This window comes from Nocardia sp. NPDC050712, assembly GCF_040654295.1.
Taxonomy (GTDB): Bacteria; Actinomycetota; Actinomycetes; order Mycobacteriales; family Mycobacteriaceae; genus Nocardia.
In genome coordinates this window covers 136,604-161,048 of the sequence record NZ_JBFAHT010000002.1, presented here as the reverse complement: position 1 = coordinate 161,048, position 24,445 = coordinate 136,604, and the positions used below count along the sequence as shown (strand labels likewise).

The following is a 24,445-nucleotide window of genomic DNA, read 5'->3' as shown; positions in this document are numbered from 1 at the left end:
TCAAACTACGGCCGCCAGAACGGCCGCCGGATCGGTGTAGAGCTGCTGCAAGACCACGGTGCCTGCGGCCGTCTCCAGGGCGCGCCCGATGAACGAGGAGCCGGTGATGATCCCCTCCGGCCGCTCGCAGGCCGAGTAGCGCCGCACCACATCGAGATAGGCCGCGCGCACCCCGGGCACCCGCACCAGTCCCGGGTCGACGATCACGACGGAATCGGGATCGAGCAGATCGATGAGCACGGCGACCACCCGGCCCAGCACCCGGGCCCGGTCGGTGAACACCTGGCGCGCCCGCTCGTCCCGGGTGGCCAGGTCGATGAGCTCCAGGATGCTGCGCGCTCCGAGCGATTCCCGCTCGGCCCGTCGCACCAGCGCGCGATCGGTGCATTCGGCCAGCGCCGCCCCGGCCGCCTCGTCCCCGCCGAGCCGGGTGATCGCACCCGCCGCCGAGCGCGGGCCGTAGTGCACCCGGCCGTGCACGGCGACGGCGACATCGATGACGTTCCCGGCGAACAGCACCACCGTCGCGGCGTCATTGCGCGCACGACCGAACAGCTGCTCGGCGTGCAGCAGCGCGCGGGTATGGCTGTCGACGCTCACCGGCAAGCCGACACGTTCGGAAAAGTACTGCCGCACTTCGACATTGCGCCAGCCCAGGGTCGGGTGGTCCACGACGACGCCCGCCGCGCTGTCGACCCAGCCGCCGACCGCGACGCCGAGCCCGAGGATCCGCTCGGTCAGCTCCGCCTCCAGGCGCAGCACCTCGGCGGCCGCGTCGCCGAGAATGTCCGCCGGCGCCGCGCTACGGTGCGGCAACCGGTGCGAGAGCCGCACCGCGCCGGTGATGTCGAGGACCGCGACGGTGGCGTGCTCGGCCGCGATGTGCACCCCGATCACCACGTTGCCCGCGCCGTTCAACCCCAGCGGCGAATGCGGCCGGCCCATGCCGTGCGGCCCGGAGGTCTCCGGATACTCGATCAGCAGCCCGGCCGCCGCCAGGGTCCGCACCTGCCCGGTCACCGTGGCCGGCGACAGTCCGGCGAACCGCGCGATCGCGCTGCGCACCGTCACCCCTTCGGCCAGCACCGCGCGCAAGACCGCGCCCGCACTGTTACTGGTCATCGCGCGCTCCTCCGCTGCCGGGCCCCGACCCGGGAACGCTAGCCAGCGACACCACCCGCGGACACGGGTTGCGCTCAGTGCGATCGCTTACACCGTGGGCTACCGGTCCGCGATCACCAGCTGGAGATCGTCGCCGTCGATCTGCCGGACCGTGGTGGCGGACTGTCGCGGCGCGGCTGTCAGGCGACGACGGAACGCTGTGGCTCGCCGATGTATTCGCTCAGCGGGCGGATCAGCGCGTTGGATTCGCCCTGTTCGATGATGTGGGCGGTCCAGCCGGTGATGCGGCTCATCACGAAGATCGGCGTGAACACCTCGATGTCGAAGCCGAGCAGGTAATAGGCGGGGCCCGTGGGGAAGTCGAGGTTGGGCTCGATGCCGGTCGCCTCGGTCATGGTGCGCTCGAGGATCTCGTACATCCGCACCCACTCGGTCCCGCCGGTGGCGGCCGCGATGTCGAGGAACGCCTGCTTCATGGTCGGCACCCGGGAGTCACCGTTCTTGTAGACCCGGTGGCCGAAGCCCATCACCTTTTCCCTGCGGGACAGCTTGTCCCGCAGCCAGGCCTCGGCCAGCGCCGGGTCGCCGATCTCGATCATGTCGTGCATGACCGCCTCGTTCGCCCCGCCGTGCAGCGGGCCCTTGAGCGCGCCGATGGCGGCGGTGACCGCGCTGTAGATATCGGACAGCGTGGAGGTGACCACCCGGGCCGCGAAGGTGGAGGCGTTGAAACTGTGCTCGGCGTAGAGGATCAGCGAGACCTCGAACGCCCTGACCAGTTCCGGGGCCGGCACGGTGCCGAAGCACATGTTCAAGAAGTTCTCGGCGTAGCCCATCTGCGCGTGCGGCGCGATCGGATCCAGACCGCGGCGACGCCGGTGATCGGCGGCGACGATGGTGGGCAGCACCGCCATCATCCGCAGCGACTTCGCGAGGTTGGCGCCGGCGGAGTTGTCGTCCTCGGCCGGGTCTTCGGCGCCCAAATAGCTGATGGCCGTGCGCACCACGTCCATCGGGTGACAGTTCTCCGGCATCTTCGCGATCAGGGCGAGCAGCGAACGATCGGCCCGCCGGGCAGCGCGCTCGCGCTGCTGGAACAGCGCGAGCTGGGAATCGCTGGGCAGCTGGCCGTACCAGAGCAGGTACGCGACCTGCTCGAAGCCGCAGTTGGCCGCCAAGTCCTGCACCGCGTAACCGCGGTAGGTCAGGGAGTTGGTCTCCGGCACCACCTTCGAGATCGCGGTGGTGTCGACGACGACACCGGCCAGACCCTTGTAGATGGTCGGTATCGCGGTCTCCGTCATCACTGATTCCCTTCCAGCGTGAAATTGAAGATCTCGGAATCGAATTCGTTGTAGCGCTCGTACTGGAGCAACTCGTAGAGCCGGGCGCGGTGCTGCATGCGATCCAGCTGCCCGGCCTGGGTGCCGGTCGCGAAGATCTCCCGCAGCCCCGCTTCGGCGGCGAACATCGCCAGCCGCAGGGTGGTGACCGGGTAGATGACGGCGTTGTAGCCGATCGAGTCCAGCCGCTCCGCCGAGATCAGCTCGGACTTGCCGAACTCGGTCATGTTGGCCAGCAACGGCGTCGGGACGGCGGCCCGGAACTTCTCGAAATCGGCGACGGTGTTCAGCGCCTCGGTGAAGATCAGATCGGCACCGGCCTCCGCATAGGCCCGGGCGCGGTCGATGGCCGCGTCGATGCCCTCGATCCCGGCGGCGTCGGTGCGGGCGCAGATCACGAAGTTCGGATCACGGCGGGCCGCGACCGCGGCGCGCAGGCGGCGCACCATCGCCCCGGTGGGGACGACGGCCTTGCCGTCGAGGTGCCCGCACCGCTTCGGGTTGACCTGATCCTCCAGGTGCAGCCCCGCGATGCCCGCGTCCTCCAGCACAGTCACGGTGCGCGCGGCGCTCATCGGTTCACCGAAACCGGTGTCGGCATCGATGAGTACCGGCAGCTCGGTGACCCGCGCGATCTGCTGACCCCGCCCGGCCACCTCGGTCAGCGTGGTGAGCCCGATATCGGGCAGGCCCAGATCGGCGGCGAGCACCGCGCCCGAGACATAGACGCCCTCGAAGCCGATCTCCTGAATCAGCTTGGCCACCAGGGGATTGAACGCACCCGGGAAACGCTGGATCTGTCCGGAGGTCAGCCCGGCCTTGAACGCGGCCCGCTTGTCGGCGGCGGAAGTCGACGCGGCGATCAGCCCGGTCATCAGAACAGGCCCTGCGGGGACTTCGGCGCGCGGGCGAGCACGTCCGCGGCGACGGTGAACGTGAGCTCCGACAGCTCGTGCGCGGACAGCTCACCCGCACGCTGCGCCACCGCCAGGAACCGGTCCTGCTCGGCGGGTTCGATGACGCCCTCGGCGAGGGTGCGGAACTTGGCGATGTACTGCTCGCGGGCGAAGGGCCGCGCGCCCAGCGGATGCGCGTCGGCGACCGCCAGTTCGTCGGTGATGACCTCGCCGCTCTTCAGGGTCACTTCGGCACGCGCGCCGAAGGCCTTCTCGTTCGGGTCGGTGGAGTGGTAGCGCCGGGTCCACTCGGCGTCCTCGGCGGTGGAGATCTTGTTCCACAGCTCGATGGTGCCGGGACGTTGCGCGCGCTCGGGGGCGTAGGAGCGCTCGTGGTGCCAGGCGCCGTCCTGCAGCGCGACCGCGAAGATGTACATGATCGAGTGGTCCAGGGTTTCGCGCGACGCCGCGGGATCGAACTTCTGCGGATCGTTGGATCCGGTGCCGATCACGTAGTGCGTGTGGTGGCTGGTGTACAGCACGATCGAGGCGATCTGATCCAGGTCGCCGACCCGCTCGCGCAGGCGGAAGGCGAGGTCGATCGGGGCCTGGCTCTGGTATTCGGCGGAGTGTTCCTTGGTGTAGGTGTCGAGGATGCCGCGCTTGGCCTCGCCCGGGCCGGGCAGCGGGACGCTGTATTCCTTGCCGGGGCCGCCCAGCAGCCAGGCGATCACGCCGTCCTCGCCCTCCCAGATCGGCGCCGGCGCGCCCTCGCCGCGCAGCGCGCGGTCCACGGCTTCGACGGCCATCTTGCCGGCGAAGGCCGGTGCGTAGGCCTTCCAGCTGGAGATCTCGCCCTTGCGGGACTGCCGGGTCGCGGTGGTGGTGTGCAGGGCCTGGCCGATGGCCTGGTAGATGGTCTCGGTGCCGAGGCCGAGCAGCGTGCCGATCCCGGCGGCGGCCGACGGGCCGAGGTGGGCGACGTGGTCGATCTTGTGCTCGTGCAGGCAGATTCCGCGCACCAGGTCGACCTGGATCTCGTAACCCGTGGCCAGGCCGCGGATCAGGTCGCGACCGCTGCGGCCGGTGTGCTGGGCGACGGCCAGGATGGCGGGAATGTTGTCGCCGGGGTGCGAGTACTCCGCGGCCAGGAAGGTGTCGTGGAAGTCGAGCTCGCGGACCGCGACGCCGTTGGCCCAGGCCGCCCACTCCGGGGAGAAACGGCCCTCGACGCCGAACACGGTGGCGCCGGGCTGGTAGGGGTGGGTCCGGGCCTGGGCGCGGGCGTTGGCGACCGGGCGGCGGGTGAGCGCGGCCGCGGCGACGGCCGCGTTGTCGATGATCCGGTTGACGATCATCTCCTCCGTCTCCGGAGCAACCTCGACGGCATCCGCGGCGACCTCGGCGATCTGCCACGCGAGGTGCTCCTCGCGGGGGAAGTTCTCCGCCGAACGGTGCGTGCGGACGAGATGATTCTTCACGGTCGGGGCCCTCCCAGGCGTCGTTGTCATCGGTACATTTCGCACGCTACACAGCCGCCGATCCGGTGCATATCCCCCGCAAATGCCGATTTTTGTGTAAGTGAAGCCGGGTTTTTGTAAAAGTTGCGGAAACCGCGGTTGCTAGATTGGGGGCATGCAGAAGATGTATGCGGGCGCGCGGCTGCGAGTGCTGCGCGAGCAGCGCGGACTTTCCCAGTCCGCGCTGGCGAAGGCCCTCGAGCTATCGGTGAGCTACATCAACCAGCTGGAGCACGACCAGCGCCCGCTGACCGTGCCCGTGCTGCTGCGCCTGAACTCCCGCTTCGACCTGGACATGGGGTTCTTCGCCGCCGACACCGACGCCCGGCTCATCGCCGACCTCCAGGACGTCTTCTCCGAGGACCCCGAGGGCGCCGGCATCACCACCGCCGAGATGGACGATCTGGTGGCCCGCGTGCCCGCCGCGGCGCGCATGCTGGTCGGGCTGCACCGCCGGTTGCGCGGGGCCACCGAGCAGATCGAACGCGTTTCCGCCGGAATCGACGGCGCCCCGGGCGAATCCGCGGTCGCCATGCCCTACGAGGACGTGCGCGACTACTTCTACGATCGGCGCAACCACATCCCCGAGCTGGACACCGCGGCCGAAGAGCTCTGTGCCCGTAACGGTTTGAGCATCGGGGGCCTCGATCTGCAGCTGACCCGGCTGCTGCGCGAACAGCACGGCATCGCGGTGGCGATCCGCACCGACGACCCGGATCATCCCGGCCCGAAGCGGGTCTTCGATCCCGAGAGCCGGGTGCTGACGCTGGCGCGCCGGCTCTCGGCCGGGCAGCGCGCGTTCCAATTGGCCACGCAGCTGGCCTTTCTCACCCAGGCCGGGGTCATCGACGACCTGATCGACGAGGCCGAGACCATGCCCGAGAATTCGCGCGGGCTGCTGCGCATCGGCCTGGCCAACTACTTCGCCGGCGCGCTGATCCTGCCCTACACCCCGTTCCGGGACGCCGCCGAGGCCCTGCGCTACGACATCGAGTTGCTGGCGGCGAAGTTCGAGGTCGGTTTCGAGACGATCTGTCACCGCCTGTCCACCTTGCAGCGGCCCGGCAAGCGCGGCGTGCCGTTCTTCTTCGTGCGCACCGATCGAGCCGGAAACATCTCGAAACGCCAGTCCGCCACCGCCTTTCACTTCTCCCGGGTCGGCGGCAGCTGCCCGCTGTGGGTGGTGCACGAAGCCTTCGCCACCCCGGGCAGCATCCGCACCCAGATCGCGCAGATGCCCGACGGCCGCAACTACCTGTGGCTGGCCCGTACCACCGACGAGAAGACCCCCGGATACCTCGCTCCCAAAAGGGATTTCGCGATCGGGCTGGGCTGCGACCTGGCCTACGCGGAGAAGCTGGTGTACTCGCACGGGCTTCCGATCGACGACCCGCGCACCGCCGTCCCGATCGGAGCGGGCTGCAAGGTCTGCGAGCGCACCGGCTGCGCCCAGCGCGCCTTCCCGCAACTGGGCCGCCCGATTCGGGTGGACGACAACAGCTCCCTCAACATTCCCTACGTGCCGACTGGCGCGGCCTGAGGCCGGTGCGCTCAATCACGCAGGAAGAGCACCGAGAGGTTGCCTTCGTCGGTGTCCACCACCCGGCAGCGCACGTGATACACCTCGGCGATGAGTTCCTCGGTGAGCACCCGCGCGGGGGCGCCGGTCGCCACCACGCGCCCGGCTTGCAGCACGACCAGGACATCGCAGAACATGGCCGCGAGATTGAGATCGTGCAGCGCCAGGATCGCGGTCACGGGCAAAGCGCGCACGAGGGTGAGGATCTCGAGCTGATGGGCGATGTCGAGATGGTTGGTCGGCTCGTCGAGCAGTAGCTCACGGGGTTCCTGGGCGAGCGCGCTCGCGATCAGCGAACGCTGGCGCTCGCCGCCGGAGAGCGTGTGCCAGCGTTCGGCGGCCCGGTCCGCCAGGCCCGCCGCCAGCAGCGCCCGATCGATCGCCGTCGCGTCCGCGACCGGGTCGCCGCCGAACAGTCCGCGATGCGGGATCCGGCCGAGCCGCACCACATCATGCACGGTGAGATCGAGATCGGTGTCGGCGTGCTGGCCGACCAGCGCGACCCGGCGCGCGACCGCCCGGCGCGGGATCGTGTGAATCTCGTCGCCGCCCAGGCGAATTCGCCCGGCGTCGGGCCGATCCAGACCCGCCATCAGTCGCAGCAGCGAGGATTTGCCCGAGCCGTTGGGGCCGAGCAGGCCCACCGTCGCGCCCGGCTCCGGATCCAGGGTGACGCCGTCGAGCACCAAACGGCCCGACCGGGTCCAGGAAACATCCAGTGCGCGCAGGGTCACGCCGTCTCCCGTCGGCGCCGGGCCAGCAGGATGGCGAACGCGGGCACGCCGAGCAAGGCGGTGACCACCCCGACCGGGACCTCCCGGGCGCCGAAGGCACTGCGCGCCAAGGTATCCGCCCACACCATGAATACCGCGCCGATCAGCACCGTCACCGGCAGCAGCCGGGCGTGCGCGGGACCGACCAGGAATCGCGCCACATGCGGCAGCACCAGGCCGACGAAGCCGATCGCGCCTGCCGCGCTCACCAGCGCGGCCGTCACCACCGCGGTGACCAGCAGCAGCACCAGCCGCACCCGGCCCACCGCGACGCCGAGCGCGGCGGCGGCGTCCGGGCCGAACGCGAACGCGTCCAGCATCGGCGCGCACCACAGGCAGAGCACGCCGCCCACGCCGAGCACACCGGCGGCGAGCGCGACATCGGTCCACTCCGCACCGGCCAGGGAACCGAGCAGCCAGAACAGCACGCCGCGCGTCTGCTCGGCATTGGCCGAGGACAGCACGATCAGCGAGGTGAGCGCCGAAAACAACTGGGTACACGCCACACCCGCGAGGATCACCCGGTCCGGTGTGCCGCCGGCGCCGTAGGCCAGCGCCAGCATCAGGGCGAACGACAGCACCGCGCCGAGAAACGCACCGCCGGACAGCGTCAGCGTTCCGGCGCCGACACCGAGCACCGCCACCAGCACCGCGCCGGTCGAGGCGCCGGAGGACACCCCGAGCACGAAGGGGTCGGCGAGCGGATTACGCAGCAGCGATTGCAGAATCGCGCCGCAGAGCGCCAGCCCGGCCCCGCACAGCGCCGCCAGCAGCGCCCGCGGCAAGCGCAACTCCCAGACGATGCCGTCGGCCAGGCGCCCGGCCGAGGAGGTCCCCCAGCCCAGGTGCCGGCCGATGATCTCGTAGACCTCGCGCGGCGAGACGTTCGCCGGACCGATGGACACCGTCACGGCGATCGAAACACACAGCAGAACCGCACAACCCACGCAGAGAGGCGCGACCCGGCGCGTGACGGTCAACGCGCCGCGGTGAGACCGGCCGACAGCTTCTCGATCGCGTCGATCTCGCGGATGCCGGGGTCCAGTTCCGAGCCGGTCATCACGACATAGCGCTTGCCCTGGACGGCCCGCATCCGGCTGGTCGCCGGATGCGCCTCGAGGAACGCGATTTTCGTGCTGAGCGCGTCACCCTCGATCCGTTTGCGGCTGAGGTCGGCCAGCACCAGGACGTCGGGATCACCGGCGACGAAGGCCTCCCAGGTGATCTCGGGCCAGTCCTCGCGCTGCTCGGCGAACACATTGCGCGCTCCGGCCTCCCGGGCGTAAAGCCCCGGGGCCGAACAGCATCCGGCCAGGTAGGGCGTTTTGACGCCGGAGAACCAGAACGCGACCGTCGGCTCCGGCGCGGTGCGCGCCTTCGGCTGCGCGGCCCGCAACCGGCCCCGCAGCTGGTCGACCAGCTGCGCGCCGCGGTCCTGCACGTCGAAGATCCGGGCCAGCTCGGTGATCTCCTGGAACAGCGTGTCGATGCCGAGCGGCGCTGTGCGGGTGACGGTTTCGCCGTCCACCTGCGCGCCCGCGCAGACCGCCGGCGACTGGTAGGTCGGGACGCCGAGCTGGGCGAACCGGGACCGTTCCGCGACGACCGCCGGGGTGAAGGTGTGGGCGCTGGCCGAGGTGACGAGGTCGGGCTCGGCCGCGAGCACCGCCTCGAGCGACGGATCGTTGTCGGCCAGGCGCGGCACCTTCGCGTTGTCCGCGGCCAGCGCGGGCAGCACCGGATCGAACCAGGTGGAAGTGCCCACCATGCGGTCGGCCAGGCCCAGCGACAGCAGGATCTCGGTGGAGGCCTGGTACAGCGACACCGCCCGGGTGGGCGCCCGGTCGAAGGTGACCTCGACGCCGCAGTTCTCGAGGGTGAACGGATAGCTGGTGTGCCCGGGGCGATCCGGCGTCCCGGCGGCGCCGGTGCTCGCGGTATTCGGGGAGCCGCAGCCGGCGAGGCCGGCGACGAGGCAGCCGATGGTGCCGAGCACAGCGAGCACACGCGACGAGCGCGTCGTTGTCATGGATAAACCGTACCAATCAGTATTGTTTTGAACGGCCAGCGTGCGGGCACCTATGCGCTCAGCGGCGCGGCGGTGACCTGGTAGCCGAGGTTGGTCAGAACCTCGCTGGTGGCCTTGGCGAAGTTGAGAGTGATGAAATGCAGGCACGGCGCGCCCTCGTCGATCAGGCGCTGCCCCATCTCGGTGGCGATCTCGATCCCGACCGCGCGCACCGCGGCCCGGTCCTCCTCGGGGCCCGTGCCCGCCGCCTTGCCCAGCCTGGCCAGGATCGCCGGTGGCAAACCGCGGCCGCTGAGCTCCTCGGCACGCGCGACGGTGCGCAGCGAGGTGATCGGCATCAGCTCCGGGATGATCGGCTTGGCGCCCTGCTCCGGATCCGCGGCCACGAGGCGGTCGCGCAGGCGCAGATAGTCGTCGACGTCGAAGAACATCTGGGTGATCGAATAGTCCGCCCCGGCACGAAGTTTCGCGGCCAGGAACGCGGTATCGGCGGCCAGTCCGGGAGAACGGTGGTGGCCCTGCGGGAACGAGGCCACCCCGACCTGGAAGTCGCCCAGGTCCCGGACCATGCGCACCAGCTCCTCGGCGTACGCCACGCCGTCGGGATGCTTGCGCCATTCGCCGAGTGGGTCGCCCGGCGGATCACCGCGCAGCACGAGGATATTGCGGATGCCGTGGTGGGCGTAGGAGCCGACCAGCGCGCGCAACTCGGCGATGCTGTGGCCCACCGCGGTCAGGTGCGCCACCGGCAGCAGGGTGGTCTGCTGCGCCAGTTCGCCGGTGATGCGGGCGGTGCGATCCTTGGTGGACCCGCCCGCCCCGTAGGTCATGGACACGAAAGCCGGGTGCATGCGCTCGAATTCGCGCACCGCGCGCCACAGCCGGGCTTCCCCCGCGGCATCGCGCGGCGGATTGAACTCCACGGAGAACGGCACCCGCGCGCCGGCGTGCGTGCGCAGGTTGCGCACGACCGACGGTGCGGCGGCCGGTGAGATCCGGGCCGGGCGGCCCGAGGTCGAACGTACCCGTTCGAGTTCGGCATTCATGATTACTTCCCAGGGGGTGGAAATGACGTGGAAACCGCTGGACCGCCGGGTGTTTCCCGAGGAAACACCCGGCGGAACGCTCAGCGCAGGGCCTGTGCCGCCGCGACGAGGTTGCGCAGCGACGCCACCACCTCTTCGGTGTGGCGGGTCTTCAGGCCGCAGTCCGGATTCACCCAGAGCCGCTCGGCCGGAACGGCTTTCAGCGCCGCGGCCAGCGACCGCTCGATCTCCTCGGCGCCCGGCACACGCGGCGAGTGGATGTCGTAGACACCCGGGCCGACACCGAGGTCGAAACCGGCGGCGTTGAGGTCGTCGAGCACCTCCATGTGCGAACGCGCGGCCTCGATCGAGGTGACGTCGGCATCCAATTCCGCGATGGCGCCGATGATCTCACCGAACTCCGAGTAGCACAGGTGGGTGTGCACCTGCGTGCCGTCGGCCACGCCGGAGGTCGAGAGCCGGAACGCGTCCACCGCCCACGCCAGGTACGCCGCCTGATCGGCCTTGCGCAGCGGCAGCAGCTCGCGCAGCGCGGGCTCGTCGACCTGGATGACGCCGATCCCGGCCGCCTCCAGATCCACCGTCTCGTCCCGGATCGCCAGCGCGATCTGGCGCGCGGAGTCGGCGCGCGGCTGATCGTCGCGCACGAAGGACCACGCCAGGATGGTCACCGGGCCGGTCAGCATGCCCTTGACCGGCTTGGCAGTCAGCGACTGGGCGTAGGTGCTCCATTCGACCGTCATCGCCGACGGGCGCACCACGTCACCGAACAGGATCGGCGGGCGCACGCAACGGGTGCCGTAGGACTGCACCCAGGCGTTGGCGGTCGCGGCGAAACCGTCGAGCTGCTCGGCGAAGTACTGCACCATGTCGTTACGTTCCGGCTCGCCGTGCACCAGCACGTCCAGACCGATTTCTTCCTGGAGCGCAATGACTTCGGCGATCTCGGCGCGCATCCGGTTGTCGTACTCGGCCTGGTCGATCTGTCCCTTGCGCAGTTCGGCGCGGGCCACCCGGATCCGGCTGGTCTGCGGGAACGAACCGATGGTGGTGGTCGGGAGCAGCGGCAGATTCAGCCGTCGCTGCTGCAGCACCCGGCGCTCGTCGGCCGGGGTCCGGCTGATCGCGTCGGCGTCCAGCTCGGCCAGGCGGGCGCGCACCGACTCGACCCGCAGGCGCGGATCGGCCTTGCGGTCGGCGACGGCTGTGCGCGCGATCTCGAGTGCCTCGGCGACCGCGTCCTCGCCGTCGTGCAGCGCGGTGGCCAGCACCCGGACCTCGGCGATCTTCTCCGCGCCGAAGGCCAGCCAGCTGCGCAGGCGCGGCTCCAGATCCGGTTCGGTGTCCAGGCCGTAGGGCACGTGCAACAGCGAGCAGGAACTCGACACCGCGACCGTCGCGCCACCGGCGCGCAGGTCACGCAGCACCGGCAGGGCCAGGTCGGGATCGACGCGCCACACGTTGTGGCCGTCCACGACGCCGGCCACGATCAGGGTGTCGCTCAGCGCCGCCGCGGCCGCCACGTCGGCGGCGCCACCCGCGGCGAGGTCGATCGCGATGCCGTCGACCCCGGTCTCCGCCAGCGCCGGCAGCACCGCACCGAGGCGGCCGAAGTAGGTGGCGACCAGCAACGCGGGCCGGGACATGGCCGCGGCCAGCCGCCGATAGGCGGTGTAGACCGTGGCCTGCTCGGTGTCGCTCAGATCGGTGACGAGCGCGGGCTCGTCGAGCTGCACCCATTCCGCGCCGGCCGCGGCCAGCTGCCCGAGCAGTTGCTCGTAGAGCGGCAGCAGATCGGGCAGGCGGTCCAGCAGATCGCTGCCGTCGACCGACTTGGCCAGCTTCAGGAAGGTGACCGGGCCGACCAGCACCGGCCGGGCCGGAATCCCCAGCTGCCGCGCCTCTTCCAGCTCGGCGAGCAGCTTTTCCGGATGCAGCGCGAAGGCCGTCGTGGCGGCGAGCTCGGGCACCAGGTAGTGGTAGTTGGTGTCGAACCACTTGGTCATCTCGAGCGGCGCGACGTCGGCGGTGCCGCGCGCGGCGGCGAAGTACCGGTCCAGCTCGTCGTCGATCCCGGCGACCCGCTCGGGCAGCGCGCCCAGCAGTGCCGCGGTGTCGAGCACGTGGTCGTAGTAGGAGAAGGTCCCGACCGGAACCGAATCCAGGCCCGCGTCCCGGGCGGCGGTGAGCGCGACGGTGCGCAGGCCGGCGGCGACCTCGTGCAGCGCGGCGGCGTCCAGGCGTCCGGCCCAGTACGCCTCGACGGCGCGCTTGAGTTCCCGGTGCGGGCCGATGCGCGGCAGTCCGAGGACCGTGGCGGTGAAGATGTTCTGCGGGTTCGGCATTGATGAACTCCATGGTCAGCAGCTGATGGCCGCCGCCCATCACGAGCGCACGCACGAGGAGCCCACACGCACTACCCGTGCCCGGGTCTACTCGGCGCAACGCCCAATCCACGAGGCGACAACCGCCGGATACGGCGTATCCGGCACAACGGGCAGGTCTTCGGACTCGCGTGCGTCGGCCCGATACTCGGGTCGGCCCGGATTCGAATCCCGGGATGCCTACTGACCGTCGCTTCCCAGGCTGTGCCCAGTGCGTTGTTGACGGCTGTCGTTCACGCTCACCGCTGCGGGACAGCCCCGGATTCTCACCGGGTTCCCTCTAACCCGATCGCGTGCGAACACGCTTTCGGGCTTCGACGCCGACGAATGGGTCAGGGGCTCCTTCGACACCACCACGGCGAACCAGCTGCGACGGAGGAATATACCGGATGCCCGGATTCGGCTGCACCGCGCGCCGGTCTCAGCCGATCCGCACGGTCGCCGTTCGCGTCGCGCCGGCCGCGCCGGGACCGAATTGCTGCTGCCAGGCGGGCGGGCCAAGCTCGACGACGAAGGTGAGCCGGCCGTCCGAATCCGCGGACACGTCCGCCGGCGTGCCATCGACCGTCACCGTCGGTGCGCCGGATCCGCGCGGGAGCGGCGGCGTCGTGATCGTGGTCCGGCCGGAGCCGGTGATCGTGAGCCCACCGGAATCGGCCGCGGCGAGGTCGAGGAATTCGACCGCGCGCCGCGGATCGGCCCGCACGGACCAGCCCCAGACCTCGAAAGCCGGCTCGATCGAACGGAAGTCGAAGCGCTCGGGCACCGCGGGCGGGTCGGCGAAGACCTGCTCGAAGCGCCGGGTCGCCTGGCGTATCTGCGCTTCGAACAGCGCGACACCGTGGCAGCCCCACGGCATATCCACCCAGTGATGCGCGATGCCGTGCGCGCTCAGCACCGCGTGCATGCTCGAGCTGGGGGGATGGACGAGCTCGCGCTCCAGCGCACAGCCGATCGACGCTTCGACCGGCGTCTCGCCGTGGGCCGGATCGTAGACGCCGTTGCCGGTGTAGAGCTGGAGATCGACGCCGCGGAGATTTCCGGCCAGATCGGCCGGATTGTGTCCACGCCAGCGGATCTCCTCGGTCGCGCGCGGTCCGTAGATCGCGTCGGGCCGCCCGCCCTGAATGAGCGGCGCTTGGGACAGCACATTCCAGGTGATCGGCAGATTGGTGTCGGGTACGCCGGACAGGCTCGCCGCCGCGACGAACCGATCCGGATGCCGGGCGCTGAGCAGCATCGTCCCGAAACCGCCCATGGATTCGCCCATGATCGCGCGATGCGCGCGGTCCGGGACGGTGCGAAAGTTCGCGTCGACCAGGGGAATGAGCTGCTCGATCACGAACGACTCGTATTTCGGCGAACGGTCCGCGTCGTTGTCGAGCCAGTCGGACCAGAATCCCGCGTCGCCGCGCGGCGCGACGACGATCGACGGGTACGAGGCGGTGTTCGCCTCGCCGTCGTAGGTGGCGCGAAAGGTGGTCTGGTCGTGGCCGGTACCGGCGAGGTAGTAGGTCACCGGCCAGCGTTGCGCGCCGTCCGCGCGATATCCGGCCGGGAAGGTCACCTCCACGGGCACCGGGTCGGCGAACGCGTCCGTCGCCACGGTGAGGCCAAGGGTGCGCTCGGTCAGCCACTGCCGGTCGACGATCGAGACGGCCTGCGGCGGGGGCGGCTGGGCAGCAGCGGGCGCTGCCGCGAGCGCGATGCCCACGCCCGTCGCGGCGCACAGCCGGTGCCACGACCGCGCGAAAGTTGGTGCGGGCATAGGTAACTCCTTCTTCTTGCCCGGCCGGGCGATCAGCGCACGGACCGGATCGGCAGGACCGCGAGCCCGCCGAGCACCGCGGCGACGACGGCGCCGAGAAACAGTGCGGTGTAGTTCGGTCCCGCGTCGCCGAGGGCGAGCAGCGGGGTGGCCACGGCGGGCAGCAGCAGCTGGGGCAGCTGATAGGACAGCGCGATGACGGCCAAACCGGTTCCGGCGTCGGCCGATTCGGGCAGCAGCTCGGTCATCATGGCGACGTCGACGCAGACGAACGCGCCCTGCCCCATGCCGATCAGGGCCACACCCACGACAAAGGTGGTGAGGTCGTGGGCGACCATCGCGACCGCCAAGCCGAAGGCGGTGAACAGCGCCGAGGAATACACGATCGGCTTGCGCCGCCCGGTGCGATCGGAGATCCAGCTGAACGCCACACTGGTGCCGATACTGGCGGCGAACAACACCCCGGCGGCCATGCCCTGCGCGGCGGTGGCGTCGGCGGCGGACAACCCGAGCCGGTCGGTGAGCAGGTAGAGCAGGTAGGTCGCCACCGAGACCAGCGCCATGGTGACCAGCAACCGGCACAGCCACGCCCACGCGAAATCCGGGTGCCGCACCGGGTTGATCCAGTAGCTGCGCACCAGGCTGCGCCAGCCCACCGGCACCGGTTCGGTGCGCACGATGTCACGCAGTACCGCGACCATGCCGATATTGGTGACGAGCGCCAGCACCGCGGGCACGCCGAACCAGTACACCGGGTTGCCGGGCAACGCGCCCACCAGCCAGCTGCCCAGGGCGGGCGCGAGCCCGGTGCTCATCCCGAAGGCGGCCGCGACCCGGGCCCGGATCCGCGCCGGAATCTGTTCGGCCAGTAGCGCGTTGAGCGCCATCGTGGTGGCGCCGAACCCGGCCTGCGCGACCGCCCAGCCCGCGATGATCACCGGAATCGTCGGGGCGAACGCGAGCACCAGCATGCCGAGCGCGCTGATCAGCGCGCCGCCGAGAATGAAGGGCCGGCGCATGCCCGCGCGGGCGGTACAGACGTCGCTGAGGCGGCCGAGCGGGGCCGACACCAGGATGATCACGATCCCGCCGACCGCGACGGTCAGCGACAGCGTCTGGGACTTGTGGTCCGGGTCCAGCTCGGACAGGCGCAGCGGGATGCTGACGAAACCCGCGGACAAGACGGCGAGCGCGGCGCCGAGATAGGCCAGCACCAGCATCGGCAAGAACAGCCGGGGCTGCGGTCTGCCCTGGAACGCGGCGGCGCGCGGCAGGGACAGCGGTTCCAGCTCCGGCATCAGCCGTGCAAGGTGCGCAGGGCCGCCACCACCACGGCACCCGCCGTGCGCGCGGTGAGCGATACCCGCTCGAACAGCGCACCGCCGTGCGGCAGACCGAGCAGCTGGATCGCCGAGACCGGGACGCCGGCGTCGGCCAGGGCGGCCGCGTAGTCCGCGCCGTCGCGACGGATCGGGTCGCACTCGGCGGTCAGGATGTAGGCGGGCGGCAGCCCGGCGAAATCCTTTGCCCGCAAAGGTGATACGAGTGGGTTGCGCCGATCCGTGCCGTCGGGCAGATACCAGCGCAGAATCATCGCCAGCGCGGCGAGTTCCGCCTCGGGGGCTTCGCTCAGATCACGTTCCGCGGGATCGTCGGTCAGGTCCAGGAAGGGCACCTCGAGGATCTGGAGCGCCAGGTGATGCTGTGCCCGTTCCCGATTGAGCAATGCCAGCGCGGCCGCCAGGTTGCCGCCCGCGGACTGGCCCCACAGCGCGACCCGCGCCGGATCGAGACCGAGCGCGCCGGCCTCCCGGATCAGCCAATCCAGCACGGCGGAGCCCTGTTCGAGCGCCGCCGGGAACGGATGCTCCGGCGCGAGCGCGTAAGACACCGCGGCCACGACCACCCCGGACTCGGCGGCCCGGCGGGCGCACTGGGCGTCGACCGCCGGGTGGTGCAGGCCGCCTTGACTGAAACCGCCGCCGAAGAAGAACAGGCACACGGGGTGCTCGGTGGCCGTCGCGTCCGGGTAGTACAGGCGCACAAGAACATCCGGGTAACCGGCGACGGCGACCAGATGCTCGCTGGTCCGCACCGCGTCTCCGGGAAGGCCGAGATGCGGGAAGATCGCCTGCTCGAAACCGATGGCGCGCCTGCGCTGCTCGTGCGGATCGGAGCTGGGTTCGGGCAGGGGGATGCCGAGTTCGGTCAGCGCGCGAACGATGGTGGCGTCGAGGGGCATGGTGGAGTTCCGTTCACGAGGAGGTGGCGGCGGCCGCGGCGGACCGGCTGCGCAGGAAGGTGCCGATGCGCCGCTGCCATTCGCGGGCGACCGGGGAGGTTGCGGTGAGCGCGCCGCTGCCGTGCAGTTGCCGGGGCGCGCACCAGGTGCGTACCGGCACGCCGGCCGCGGCGAGGCGCGCGGCGTAGGCGGTTCCGCAGTCGCGCAGCGGGTCGAATTCGGCGGTGATCACCAGGGCGGGTGGCAGATCCGTCAGATCGGGGACATCCGCGGGTGCGGGCCAACCGCCGGCTGTCCCGGGGGCGCCGAGGTAGGCCGTCCGCAGCGCGGCGAGCTCGCCGCCGAGGTCGTTGAGTTCGCAGTAGTCCCGGTAGGACTCGTCGTCCTCGATGTGCAGATCGGCCGCGGGCACCTCGAGCACCTGGTGGTCGAGCCGGATGCCCTGATCGCGGGCGTGCACCGCGACCAGCGCGGCGAGATTGCCGCCCGCCGATCCGCCGCCGACGCCGATGCGGGCCGGATCGATCCCGAAGTCGGAGGCCTGGTCGAGCAACCAGCTCAGGGCATCGAGACCGTCCTCGACGGCCGCCGGGAACGGATGCTCGGGCGCGAGCCGATAGTCGACATCGAAGATGTCCACGCCACCGGCCATCGCGCGGGTGCGCCACAGCCGGTCGTTGATCGACTCGTGCACGCTGCCGAGCACGAACCCGCCGCCGTGGAAGCCGAGATGCGCGGTGCGGGGCCCGTCCCGGCCCGGCGGCCGATAGTGCACGACGGTGATCTGCCCGGACCGGGTGGGCACTCGGTACTCGCTCACTCGGCAGTCGGCCGGACCCGGCGCGGTGAATCGCCGGGCGAGCGCGTCGGAGAGTTCGAGCGCCGCCGCCCGGCGCCGCGGCCAGTCCGATGTGCGCAGATCGCTCAGGCCCGCCGCGATCTCCGCGGCGGCCGCGAGCCAGTTCAGCACGGGCTGATCGCAGCCCGCCAGACGAGCCAAGCGCAGGTAATCTGGCATTCAACCTCCATCGAAGTGCTTCTACGAAGCACTGTAAAGCCGAATGTGACGCGCGTCAACGGCCGCGGCCGGAGACCGCCCGAGCCGTGGATTAGGGTGAGGACGTGGGGAATTCGAGCGTGACGATCTACCAGGTAGCCCAGGCGGCCGGTGTCAGCATCTCGACGGTGTCGCTCGCGCTCAACCACCCCGACCGGGTCAGCTCGGCCACCCGCGACCGGATCATCGGCATCGCCGGCGAACTCGGCTACCGCCCCGGCGCGACCGCGTCCGAGCGGGCTCGCCGCCGGGTCGGCCGCATCGCCGTGCTGGCGCCGTTCAGCAGCTACGAGACCTACCGCACCCGGCTCATCGGCATCCTCGACACCTTCGGCCCCGACGACGTCGAGGTCGTGGTGCTCGACGCGCCCTCGGCCGCCGAGACCAGCACACCCCTGCTGGAAACGCTGCCCGTCCGCGGCGACATCGACGGACTGCTGATCATGGGCGTTCCGCTCGGCGAGCAGGGCGCGGACCGGCTGCGCCGCTGGGGGCCGCCCACCGTGCTCGTCGATACGGCCCATTCGACCTTCAGCACCGTCACCTTCGACGACGAGCAAGCCGGCTACACCGTGGCCGCCCACCTGCTCGACCGCGGCCATCGGCGCCTGGCCTACCTGCACGAACCGCAGCGCTCGGGCGGCTTCGTCTCCGCGGGCATGCTGCGCCGCGACGGGATCCTGCGGGCCCTGCGCGCGGCGCAAGACGCCGAGTACGACGAGTTCACCCTGCCGGTCAACCACTTCGACGCGGCCCGGGAGTTCGCCGCCGAGTTCACCCGAAGCCCGGACCACCCGACGGCCGTCATCGCCCACCACGACGTCCTCGCCGCCGGATTCCTCAGCGGCCTGCGCGCGGCGGGCGTGGCGGTACCCGGCACGGTCGCCGTCGCGGGCTTCGACGACGGGCCGCTGGCCGCGGGACTCGGCCTCACCACGATTCGTCAGCAGTTCGCCGACTCCGGCCGCCGCGCCGCCGAACTCCTGCGCTCGATGATCCAGACCGGGCAGCACACGCCCACCCGCACGCTGCTGCTGCCGGAACTCATCGTCCGCGAAACCACCTGAGCCCGGGCATATGCCTTGACAGGCATATGCCTCGAGGGGAATTATCGACGGCGTGGCACGTGACGTCTTCGAGGTTCTCGCCGATCCCACCCGGCGGCAGATTCTCGACCTCCTGCGCGAGGGCGAACGCACCGTCGGCGAGCTGGCCGGCGTGCTGGGTACCGCACAGCCCAATGTGTCCAAGCATCTGAAGATGCTCGATACGGCGGCGCTGGTGCGGGTCCGGGTGGACGGTCCGCGGCGGCATTACGGGCTCGCCGCGGAGCGGTTGCGCGAAATCGACAGGTGGCTGGCGCCGTTCCGGGAGATCTGGGCCGACCGGCTCGACGGGCTCGAGCGCTATCTCGACACCATGCCCGACGACATCGAGGAGTGACATGACCGTGAATCAGCGACTGGGCGACATCCTGCGCGACGGCGAGCGCGTGGGCATTCGCTACGAGCGCACGCTCGCGCATCCGCCGGCGAAAGTCTGGCGGGCGCTGACCGAATCCGAGCACCTGCGGCACTGGTTCCCCGCCGACATTCTCGGCGAGCGCCGGGCCGGCGCCGAGATCCGCTTCCGGTTCTGGCCGGAGACGGTCGAGCACGCCGCGGCGGAACTGACCGAGGTGGGCGTCGACGTCGAGGACCCCGAACTGCCCGGCAAGATCCTGACCTGGGAACCGCCGCGCCTGTTCGAACTCCTCTGGGACGACGAGCATTTGCGCTTCGAGATCACCCCCGACGCGGCCGGCTCCCGGCTGCTCTGCACGGTCTGGTTCGGCGCGCCGGGCCCGCACGGCATCCCGGGAACCGCTGCCGGATACCACTTCTGCCTCGACGCCCTGGCGGACACCCTCGACGACCGGATCAGCGAGATGCCCGAGCCCGAGCTGGTCGCGGAGCTGGAACGCCGCTACGCGGAGGAAATCGATACCGCCGCACCGTAATTCACGACCCGGCGGGGTCACTCCGGGCCGCCCGCAGCAGCCGGAGCTGGCCGATCTCGGCGGCGTTCTTCATCAGCTCGGCGTTGATCCACGCCAGCGTGTGGGCGACCGTCTTGCCGGGATCGTCCGGCCAGGGAAAGGTCGCGGGTGCGTCCAGGACGATGTCCTCGAGCGCCTTCAGGTGGTGTGCGCGCAGGTCGCGCAGCCAGTCGACGGTGGATTCCGGCCCCGGCCAACGGATCTCGGCGCGGTCGTGCACGGGACGCGCGAGCAGGTGGTCCAAGGCGACGGTCCACCACCAGCCGATGTGCCAGCTGAGCCAGGCGCCGGTGGGCACGGGGATCGGGTCGGGCTCGGCGTCGGCCCAGTCCGGTATCCAGTCACCGGAGTCGTCCCGGCGCAGCGTCCAGCACAGCCCGGCGGGCTCCCACAGGAGGTCGGCGGGCTCCAGGCGTTCGAGGTGGTACTCGAACAGGGACCAGGTCAGCTCGAATTGCCAGCGCAGCAGGGCCGAACGGGACGTATCCATGGGCCGCATCCTGCACGGCCCCGCCTGCGACGACAAACGATTTAGCCGCGCACCTCATCGAGGTAGCGCTCGAACAGATCGGCCAGCTCCGCGGGGCGGGCCAGCGCGACACAGTGGCTGCCGGTGATCTCGTCCGGTGTGATCCCCAGTCGGTCGGCGACCACCCCGCGCAGGAAATCGGCCGGGAACACCCGGTCTTCGGTGCAGAGCACGAACTTCGTGGTGACGGCGGGCCAATGCGGCAGCGGCCACGCCATCGCACCCGCCGCGGCGGACGGGTGCTCGAGTCCCCGGCGCATGGCTTCCGCGGCGAGGTCGCGGGGCACATCGTGGTAGTACAACTCGTAATCGTCGTCCAGGCCGCTCGAGCGGTAACCCGTCGCGGCCCACCATTCGTCCGGGGTCTCCCCCGGCGCGGGCACCATTCCCGCCACCAGCACCAGCAAATTCGCCGGGAGCCGCGCGGCCACCAGCGTGGCGGTGAACGCGCCGTAGGAGTGGCCGACGACCACCGGATCGGTTCGGTCACCCACGGCGGCGATCACCGCGGCGGCATAGTCGTTCAGGTCGAGTGCGTCGTCGCCCGCCGGGAGATCGGGGGCGAGCACATCGTGTCCGCGCCTGCGCAATTCGGCTGCCACGAGATGCCAGTACCAACCGCTGTCACCGGCTCCGTGGATCAGGACGAAGCTACTCACGGACTCCCTCTTCATAGTTGCGGCAGCACCCCCGCGGATAGCTTCGCACAGGAACCCTCAGCGGGCGTTCGCCCGGGACCAGTTCCAGCCCTGCCAGGAATCCTCTCCCACACCCGAGCGAATCGAGTCGGCGATCCGGCGGCGCAACTCTTCGGGAAGGCGTTCGGTCGCGGGCAGGGCGTCAGGCGACAGCCCGTCCAGATAGTCCAGATCGAGGGCGGGTTTGATCTGCCGGCCGCCGGAGACCTCGACGGTGGCGCCGTTCACCCACCGGTCGATATTGCGGTGCGCGATCAGGGCTTCCGGGTTGACGCAGGCCAGCACGAACAGCGTGGCAAGAGCCGTGCCCATCGCCGCGCGCGGAATCCAGTGCCGGCGCAGGCGGACCAGGCTGGCCAGCACGAGCAGGTAGACGACGCCGATCCAGAGCTCGAAGACCTCGACCAGCAGGCGGAGCACGGTGAAGCCGTAGGCCTGCTGATAGGTCCACATGCGGTGCAGCGCGGAGGCGACAATGATCAAAGTGAGCACGCTGACCGCCGCGACCGCGATCCGCAGCCAGCGCCGGTCCCCCGCCGATTCCTGCGCCGCCCAGGTCTGGACGGCCGCGATGACGCCGAGGGTGAGCATGCTGACGACCGAGAGCTGCCAGAAACCGCTGCGGGCGTACTCGGCGTAGTCCGGGCCCGCCGTCTGCTGCACATAGTCGTTGCCGCCGAAGAGCACCGCGAGCTGGGTGGCGACGAACACCCCGAACAAGATGGTCAGCGCGCCCAGCGGCAGGCCCCATTCCAGCGGCGACCAGCGCTTCTGCACCAGTCGCGTCACCACTGTATTCGTTCCGGAATCCGCCGGCGGCGAGGCCAGCAGATACAGCGCGCCGCCCACCGACAGCGCCGCGACGGTGCCGACGAACACCCACTGCACTACCGACGACCCCTCGAACGTCGGCGTGACACTGGTGACGAGTTTCGCGAAGACCGCGTCCGCGCCCATCAGCAGCGGGACGAACACCAGCAGCAGGGCGGCCGTCGCGAGCACCGACCAGCCGATCCGCTGCGCGGCCGAGACCCGCCGCACCTGAATCCGCTGAATCCCCCTGGCCAGCCACGGGATCGACATCGAGGCACGCACCGGCACCGCGATGATGTCGAAGGCGAGCCCGTAGGTGGACCGCGGCAGCACCGCCAGCGACAGCGCCACGCCCGCGCCGAGCACGCACAGAACGAACAGCCACCCCGCCGCGCGGAACGCGCCGACGGCCAAGAGTCCCAGCGCGATCGAGGTCCACCAGATCGCGCCCCAGCGCAGCAGCGGCGCTACCGGCTCCTTCCGCGCGACTGCTTTCGCAGTGTCTTCCGTTGTCTTGCTGTCGGATTCGGATACCGCCGACGGTTCGGCGACCCGTCGCGCTCTTCGATCCACGAGGTATATCGCGCCCGCGATTACCAATCCGGCGAGCAGCCAGCCGATCCCCGGCCGGTCGAGCGGCACCGAGACAGCGGCCACGACGCCCGCGACCGCGATGGCCGGCAGCGCGCCCGCGGGCACCGGGACGATTTCCGAGCGCGGCAGGAAACGTTGCGACAGCGCGTTACTCGGAAAGGCCGGATAGGGCGGGTAAGCCGCGTGGTTACCGTTGCCGCGATTCGCGGCGGCGGCCGCGAGGTTCCCGGTCGGCGACTTCGGCACTGAGACATCGGCTTTCGGGGGATCCACCTTGTCGAGCACCGACACGGTGGCGGGGTCTGGGACAGCCGCTTTCGGCATCGGCGGCGCCTGCTCGGCGACCGCGGTCCCCTGCTTCGGCACCGCGACCGGCGTGGAATCCTCGGCGTCGTCGTCCGGCGCCCTGCGGGTCAAGCGCGGAATCGGCTGGACCGGGGGCCGTTTACGCTTCGGGCGCGCTGGGGGAACCGGACTGTCGGCCGACGGGCTGTCGGACATGGATTCTCCATCGGGTGTGCGAGGCCGGAGCCGGCCGGCGGTGGTGGTGGTGGCGAGTGTTTACGGACTAGATCTAAGTCTTCGTCCGTGGAGAAGATGTGAAGGTGCCGTGCCGACCCCGTAGGCGTTGCGGCGCAGACCTGATCAACCCCCCGGTCGATGACAACGCGGTTGATCATCGCGCGATGTCGGCGCGCTGTCCAGCGGCTAAAATTCGGCCGGTGGGATTGCAGTTCCGGACGCGCGCCTCGGATTCGCCGTGGGTCGATGCCGTGTGGACCTGTCGCAGCGAGCGGGTCACGCAGATGACCTCGGTCGCGAGCGAGACCTGGGGCCTGGTGTTCTGGCGGCAGGACGGCACCTCCTACGCGGCGGTGACCGGCCCCGAGAGCCGGTGCGGCACCGCGCCCGTACCGGAGGGCGCCGACTTCACCGGTATCCAGTTCGCGGTCGGCACCTCGTTGCGCGCCGCACCCGCGACCGCCCTGGTCGACAGCGGAATCCTCTTACCCGACGTGACCGACAGGGCCTTCTGGCTCGGCGGGAACCGCTGGGAGACACCACATCCGGACGACGCCGAGGCCCTGGTGGCCCGGCTCGCGCGTGACGGTGTGGTGGCGCGTGATCCGCTGGTCGCGGACGCGCTGCGCGGGCACCGGCTCGCGGCCACCGAGCGCACCGTGGAACGCCGCTTCCGGACCGCGACCGGCCTCACCCGCGGCGCGGTGCGCCAGATCGGGCGGGCGCGTACGGCCGCGCTACTGCTGACCTCGGGTGAGCAGCCGAGCGCGGTCGTCGACGAGCTCGGGTACTACGACGAACCGCACCTGGCCCGCGCGTTGCGGCGCTATGTCGGGCGTACCGCGCGGCAACTCGGCGCGGGCCAGGGCGGTGCGATCGCGCTCGATCCCGCTCAGCGCACCACGTCGTATACCAGTTTGGTGACCCCGTTGGCGTAGGACTCGGACTCCCGCAGACGCAGTTGCTGCTTGTCCCGGTCGATGTGGCTGAACAGGCTCTTGCCCGCGCCCAGCAGCACCGGGAACACCAGCAGGTTGTATCGATCGATCAGATCGGCGTCCGCCAGCGCCCGGGCCAGCTCGGCACTGCCGTGGATGAAGATCGCACCGCCTTCGGTCTGCTTGAGCGCGGCGACGTCGTCGACGGATCGCAGCAGGGTGATCGGACCCCAGCCCTCGATCAGGTCGTCCGCGCCGAGGCCGGTGGAGACCACATACTTCGGGAAATCCTTGTAGGCGGCGTGATCCGTGGAATCGCGCCAGATCGGGGCGAACGCCTCATAGCTGCGCCGCCCGAACAGCAGGGCCGTGGTGTCGGCGATCTCCTCGCCCTTGAGCGCGAACGCCTCGGGCACGAACTCGGTCTCGAGCACCCAGCCGCCGCTGCGGTGACCCTCCACCTTGCCGCCCGGTGAGTCCACGACGCCGTCCAGCGACATGAAGCCCGTGTAGACCAGTTCACGTGTCAACGTTTCCTCCTGAGATCGGAAACG

At 70.5% G+C, this 24,445-nt stretch carries 22 protein-coding genes and 1 riboswitch; of the genes, 5 read left to right on the top strand and 17 right to left on the bottom strand.

Annotated elements, in window-relative coordinates:
- The 4 genes from AB0H76_RS11115 to prpD all read right to left on the bottom strand — a co-directional run bounded on the left by AB0H76_RS11115 (position 1) and on the right by prpD (position 4,842).
- Positions 1 to 1,122 carry an ROK family protein gene (locus tag AB0H76_RS11115; protein ID WP_357320941.1) on the bottom strand — a complete coding sequence of 374 codons (1,122 nt, stop codon included), beginning with the start codon at positions 1,120 to 1,122 and terminating at the stop codon, positions 1 to 3.
- A gap of 179 nt (positions 1,123 to 1,301) precedes the next feature.
- Positions 1,302 to 2,426: a bifunctional 2-methylcitrate synthase/citrate synthase gene (locus AB0H76_RS11110; RefSeq protein ID WP_357320938.1), complete on the bottom strand. Its 1,125-nt coding sequence runs from the start codon at positions 2,424 to 2,426 to the stop codon at positions 1,302 to 1,304.
- Positions 2,426 to 3,340 (bottom strand): methylisocitrate lyase, encoded by a 915-nt coding sequence (prpB, locus tag AB0H76_RS11105; RefSeq protein WP_357320935.1) that lies wholly within the window; start codon positions 3,338 to 3,340, stop codon positions 2,426 to 2,428. Before prpB ends, AB0H76_RS11110 begins: the two co-directional genes overlap by 1 nt.
- Positions 3,340 to 4,842, bottom strand: coding sequence for a 2-methylcitrate dehydratase PrpD (gene prpD / locus AB0H76_RS11100; RefSeq protein WP_357320933.1), 1,503 nt, complete (start codon positions 4,840 to 4,842; stop codon positions 3,340 to 3,342). Before prpD ends, prpB begins: the two co-directional genes overlap by 1 nt.
- Before the next feature lie 154 nt (positions 4,843 to 4,996).
- Here prpD and AB0H76_RS11095 point away from each other — a divergent pair, with 154 nt between their 5' ends.
- Positions 4,997 to 6,421, top strand: a complete 1,425-nt coding sequence (locus AB0H76_RS11095; protein ID WP_357320930.1) for a short-chain fatty acyl-CoA regulator family protein — start codon at positions 4,997 to 4,999, stop codon at positions 6,419 to 6,421.
- Between the two features lie 11 nt (positions 6,422 to 6,432).
- Here the strand turns inward: AB0H76_RS11095 and AB0H76_RS11090 are convergent, their stop codons facing one another.
- The 9 genes from AB0H76_RS11090 to AB0H76_RS11050 all read right to left on the bottom strand — a co-directional run bounded on the left by AB0H76_RS11090 (position 6,433) and on the right by AB0H76_RS11050 (position 17,720).
- Complete coding sequence (locus AB0H76_RS11090; RefSeq protein ID WP_357320928.1) at positions 6,433 to 7,194, bottom strand: ABC transporter ATP-binding protein; 762 nt, start codon at positions 7,192 to 7,194, stop codon at positions 6,433 to 6,435.
- On the bottom strand, positions 7,191 to 8,213 hold the full coding sequence (locus tag AB0H76_RS11085) for an iron chelate uptake ABC transporter family permease subunit (RefSeq protein WP_357320925.1): 1,023 nt from the start codon (positions 8,211 to 8,213) through the stop codon (positions 7,191 to 7,193). Before AB0H76_RS11085 ends, AB0H76_RS11090 begins: the two co-directional genes overlap by 4 nt.
- Positions 8,210 to 9,262: an ABC transporter substrate-binding protein gene (locus AB0H76_RS11080; protein WP_357320923.1), complete on the bottom strand. Its 1,053-nt coding sequence runs from the start codon at positions 9,260 to 9,262 to the stop codon at positions 8,210 to 8,212. The genes AB0H76_RS11085 and AB0H76_RS11080 overlap by 4 nt, the downstream gene beginning before the upstream one ends.
- Positions 9,263 to 9,312: 50 nt before the next feature.
- Positions 9,313 to 10,308: a methylenetetrahydrofolate reductase gene (locus tag AB0H76_RS11075; RefSeq protein ID WP_357320920.1), complete on the bottom strand. Its 996-nt coding sequence runs from the start codon at positions 10,306 to 10,308 to the stop codon at positions 9,313 to 9,315.
- Positions 10,309 to 10,388: 80 nt separating this feature from the next.
- On the bottom strand, positions 10,389 to 12,653 hold the full coding sequence (gene metE / locus AB0H76_RS11070) for a 5-methyltetrahydropteroyltriglutamate--homocysteine S-methyltransferase (RefSeq protein ID WP_357320917.1): 2,265 nt from the start codon (positions 12,651 to 12,653) through the stop codon (positions 10,389 to 10,391).
- Between the two features lie 133 nt (positions 12,654 to 12,786).
- Positions 12,787 to 13,012, bottom strand: a riboswitch (cobalamin riboswitch).
- Between the two features lie 101 nt (positions 13,013 to 13,113).
- Positions 13,114 to 14,460, bottom strand: coding sequence for an alpha/beta hydrolase-fold protein (locus AB0H76_RS11065; RefSeq protein ID WP_357320914.1), 1,347 nt, complete (start codon positions 14,458 to 14,460; stop codon positions 13,114 to 13,116).
- 32 nt (positions 14,461 to 14,492) lie between these two features.
- The gene (locus tag AB0H76_RS11060) at positions 14,493 to 15,758 is read right to left on the bottom strand and encodes an MFS transporter (protein WP_357320911.1); all 1,266 of its coding nucleotides are present in this window, start codon (positions 15,756 to 15,758) and stop codon (positions 14,493 to 14,495) included.
- A complete protein-coding gene (locus tag AB0H76_RS11055; RefSeq protein WP_357320908.1) occupies positions 15,758 to 16,702 on the bottom strand; it encodes an alpha/beta hydrolase fold domain-containing protein in 945 nt (314 codons plus the stop codon). Before AB0H76_RS11055 ends, AB0H76_RS11060 begins: the two co-directional genes overlap by 1 nt.
- A gap of 13 nt (positions 16,703 to 16,715) precedes the next feature.
- Positions 16,716 to 17,720 carry an alpha/beta hydrolase fold domain-containing protein gene (locus AB0H76_RS11050; RefSeq protein ID WP_357320906.1) on the bottom strand — a complete coding sequence of 335 codons (1,005 nt, stop codon included), beginning with the start codon at positions 17,718 to 17,720 and terminating at the stop codon, positions 16,716 to 16,718.
- Positions 17,721 to 17,824: 104 nt separating this feature from the next.
- On the opposite strand from AB0H76_RS11050, the gene AB0H76_RS11045 reads away from it, so the two are divergent.
- Genes AB0H76_RS11045 through AB0H76_RS11035 form a run of 3 tightly spaced genes read left to right on the top strand, consistent with a single transcriptional unit; the run spans position 17,825 to position 19,758 of the window.
- A complete protein-coding gene (locus AB0H76_RS11045) occupies positions 17,825 to 18,826 on the top strand; it encodes a LacI family DNA-binding transcriptional regulator (RefSeq protein ID WP_357320904.1) in 1,002 nt (333 codons plus the stop codon).
- 52 nt (positions 18,827 to 18,878) lie between these two features.
- Positions 18,879 to 19,202: a metalloregulator ArsR/SmtB family transcription factor gene (locus AB0H76_RS11040; RefSeq protein ID WP_357320901.1), complete on the top strand. Its 324-nt coding sequence runs from the start codon at positions 18,879 to 18,881 to the stop codon at positions 19,200 to 19,202.
- A gap of 1 nt (position 19,203) precedes the next feature.
- On the top strand, positions 19,204 to 19,758 hold the full coding sequence (locus AB0H76_RS11035) for an SRPBCC domain-containing protein (RefSeq protein WP_357320898.1): 555 nt from the start codon (positions 19,204 to 19,206) through the stop codon (positions 19,756 to 19,758).
- Between the two features lies 1 nt (position 19,759).
- On the opposite strand, the gene AB0H76_RS11030 is transcribed toward AB0H76_RS11035, so the two are convergent.
- Genes AB0H76_RS11030 through AB0H76_RS11020 form a run of 3 tightly spaced genes read right to left on the bottom strand, consistent with a single transcriptional unit; the run spans position 19,760 to position 22,932 of the window.
- On the bottom strand, positions 19,760 to 20,287 hold the full coding sequence (locus AB0H76_RS11030; RefSeq protein WP_357320895.1) for a DinB family protein: 528 nt from the start codon (positions 20,285 to 20,287) through the stop codon (positions 19,760 to 19,762).
- 41 nt (positions 20,288 to 20,328) lie between these two features.
- A complete protein-coding gene (locus AB0H76_RS11025; RefSeq protein WP_357320892.1) occupies positions 20,329 to 20,985 on the bottom strand; it encodes an alpha/beta hydrolase in 657 nt (218 codons plus the stop codon).
- Positions 20,986 to 21,042: 57 nt separating this feature from the next.
- The gene (locus AB0H76_RS11020) at positions 21,043 to 22,932 is read right to left on the bottom strand and encodes a DUF4173 domain-containing protein (RefSeq protein WP_357320890.1); all 1,890 of its coding nucleotides are present in this window, start codon (positions 22,930 to 22,932) and stop codon (positions 21,043 to 21,045) included.
- A 221-nt stretch (positions 22,933 to 23,153) separates the two neighbouring features.
- On the opposite strand from AB0H76_RS11020, the gene AB0H76_RS11015 reads away from it, so the two are divergent.
- A complete protein-coding gene (locus AB0H76_RS11015; protein ID WP_357320887.1) occupies positions 23,154 to 23,891 on the top strand; it encodes an AraC family transcriptional regulator in 738 nt (245 codons plus the stop codon).
- On the opposite strand, the gene AB0H76_RS11010 is transcribed toward AB0H76_RS11015, so the two are convergent.
- Positions 23,846 to 24,421, bottom strand: a complete 576-nt coding sequence (locus AB0H76_RS11010) for a dihydrofolate reductase family protein (RefSeq protein WP_357320884.1) — start codon at positions 24,419 to 24,421, stop codon at positions 23,846 to 23,848. The genes AB0H76_RS11015 and AB0H76_RS11010 overlap by 46 nt on opposite strands.
- Positions 24,422 to 24,445 lie beyond the last annotated feature (24 nt).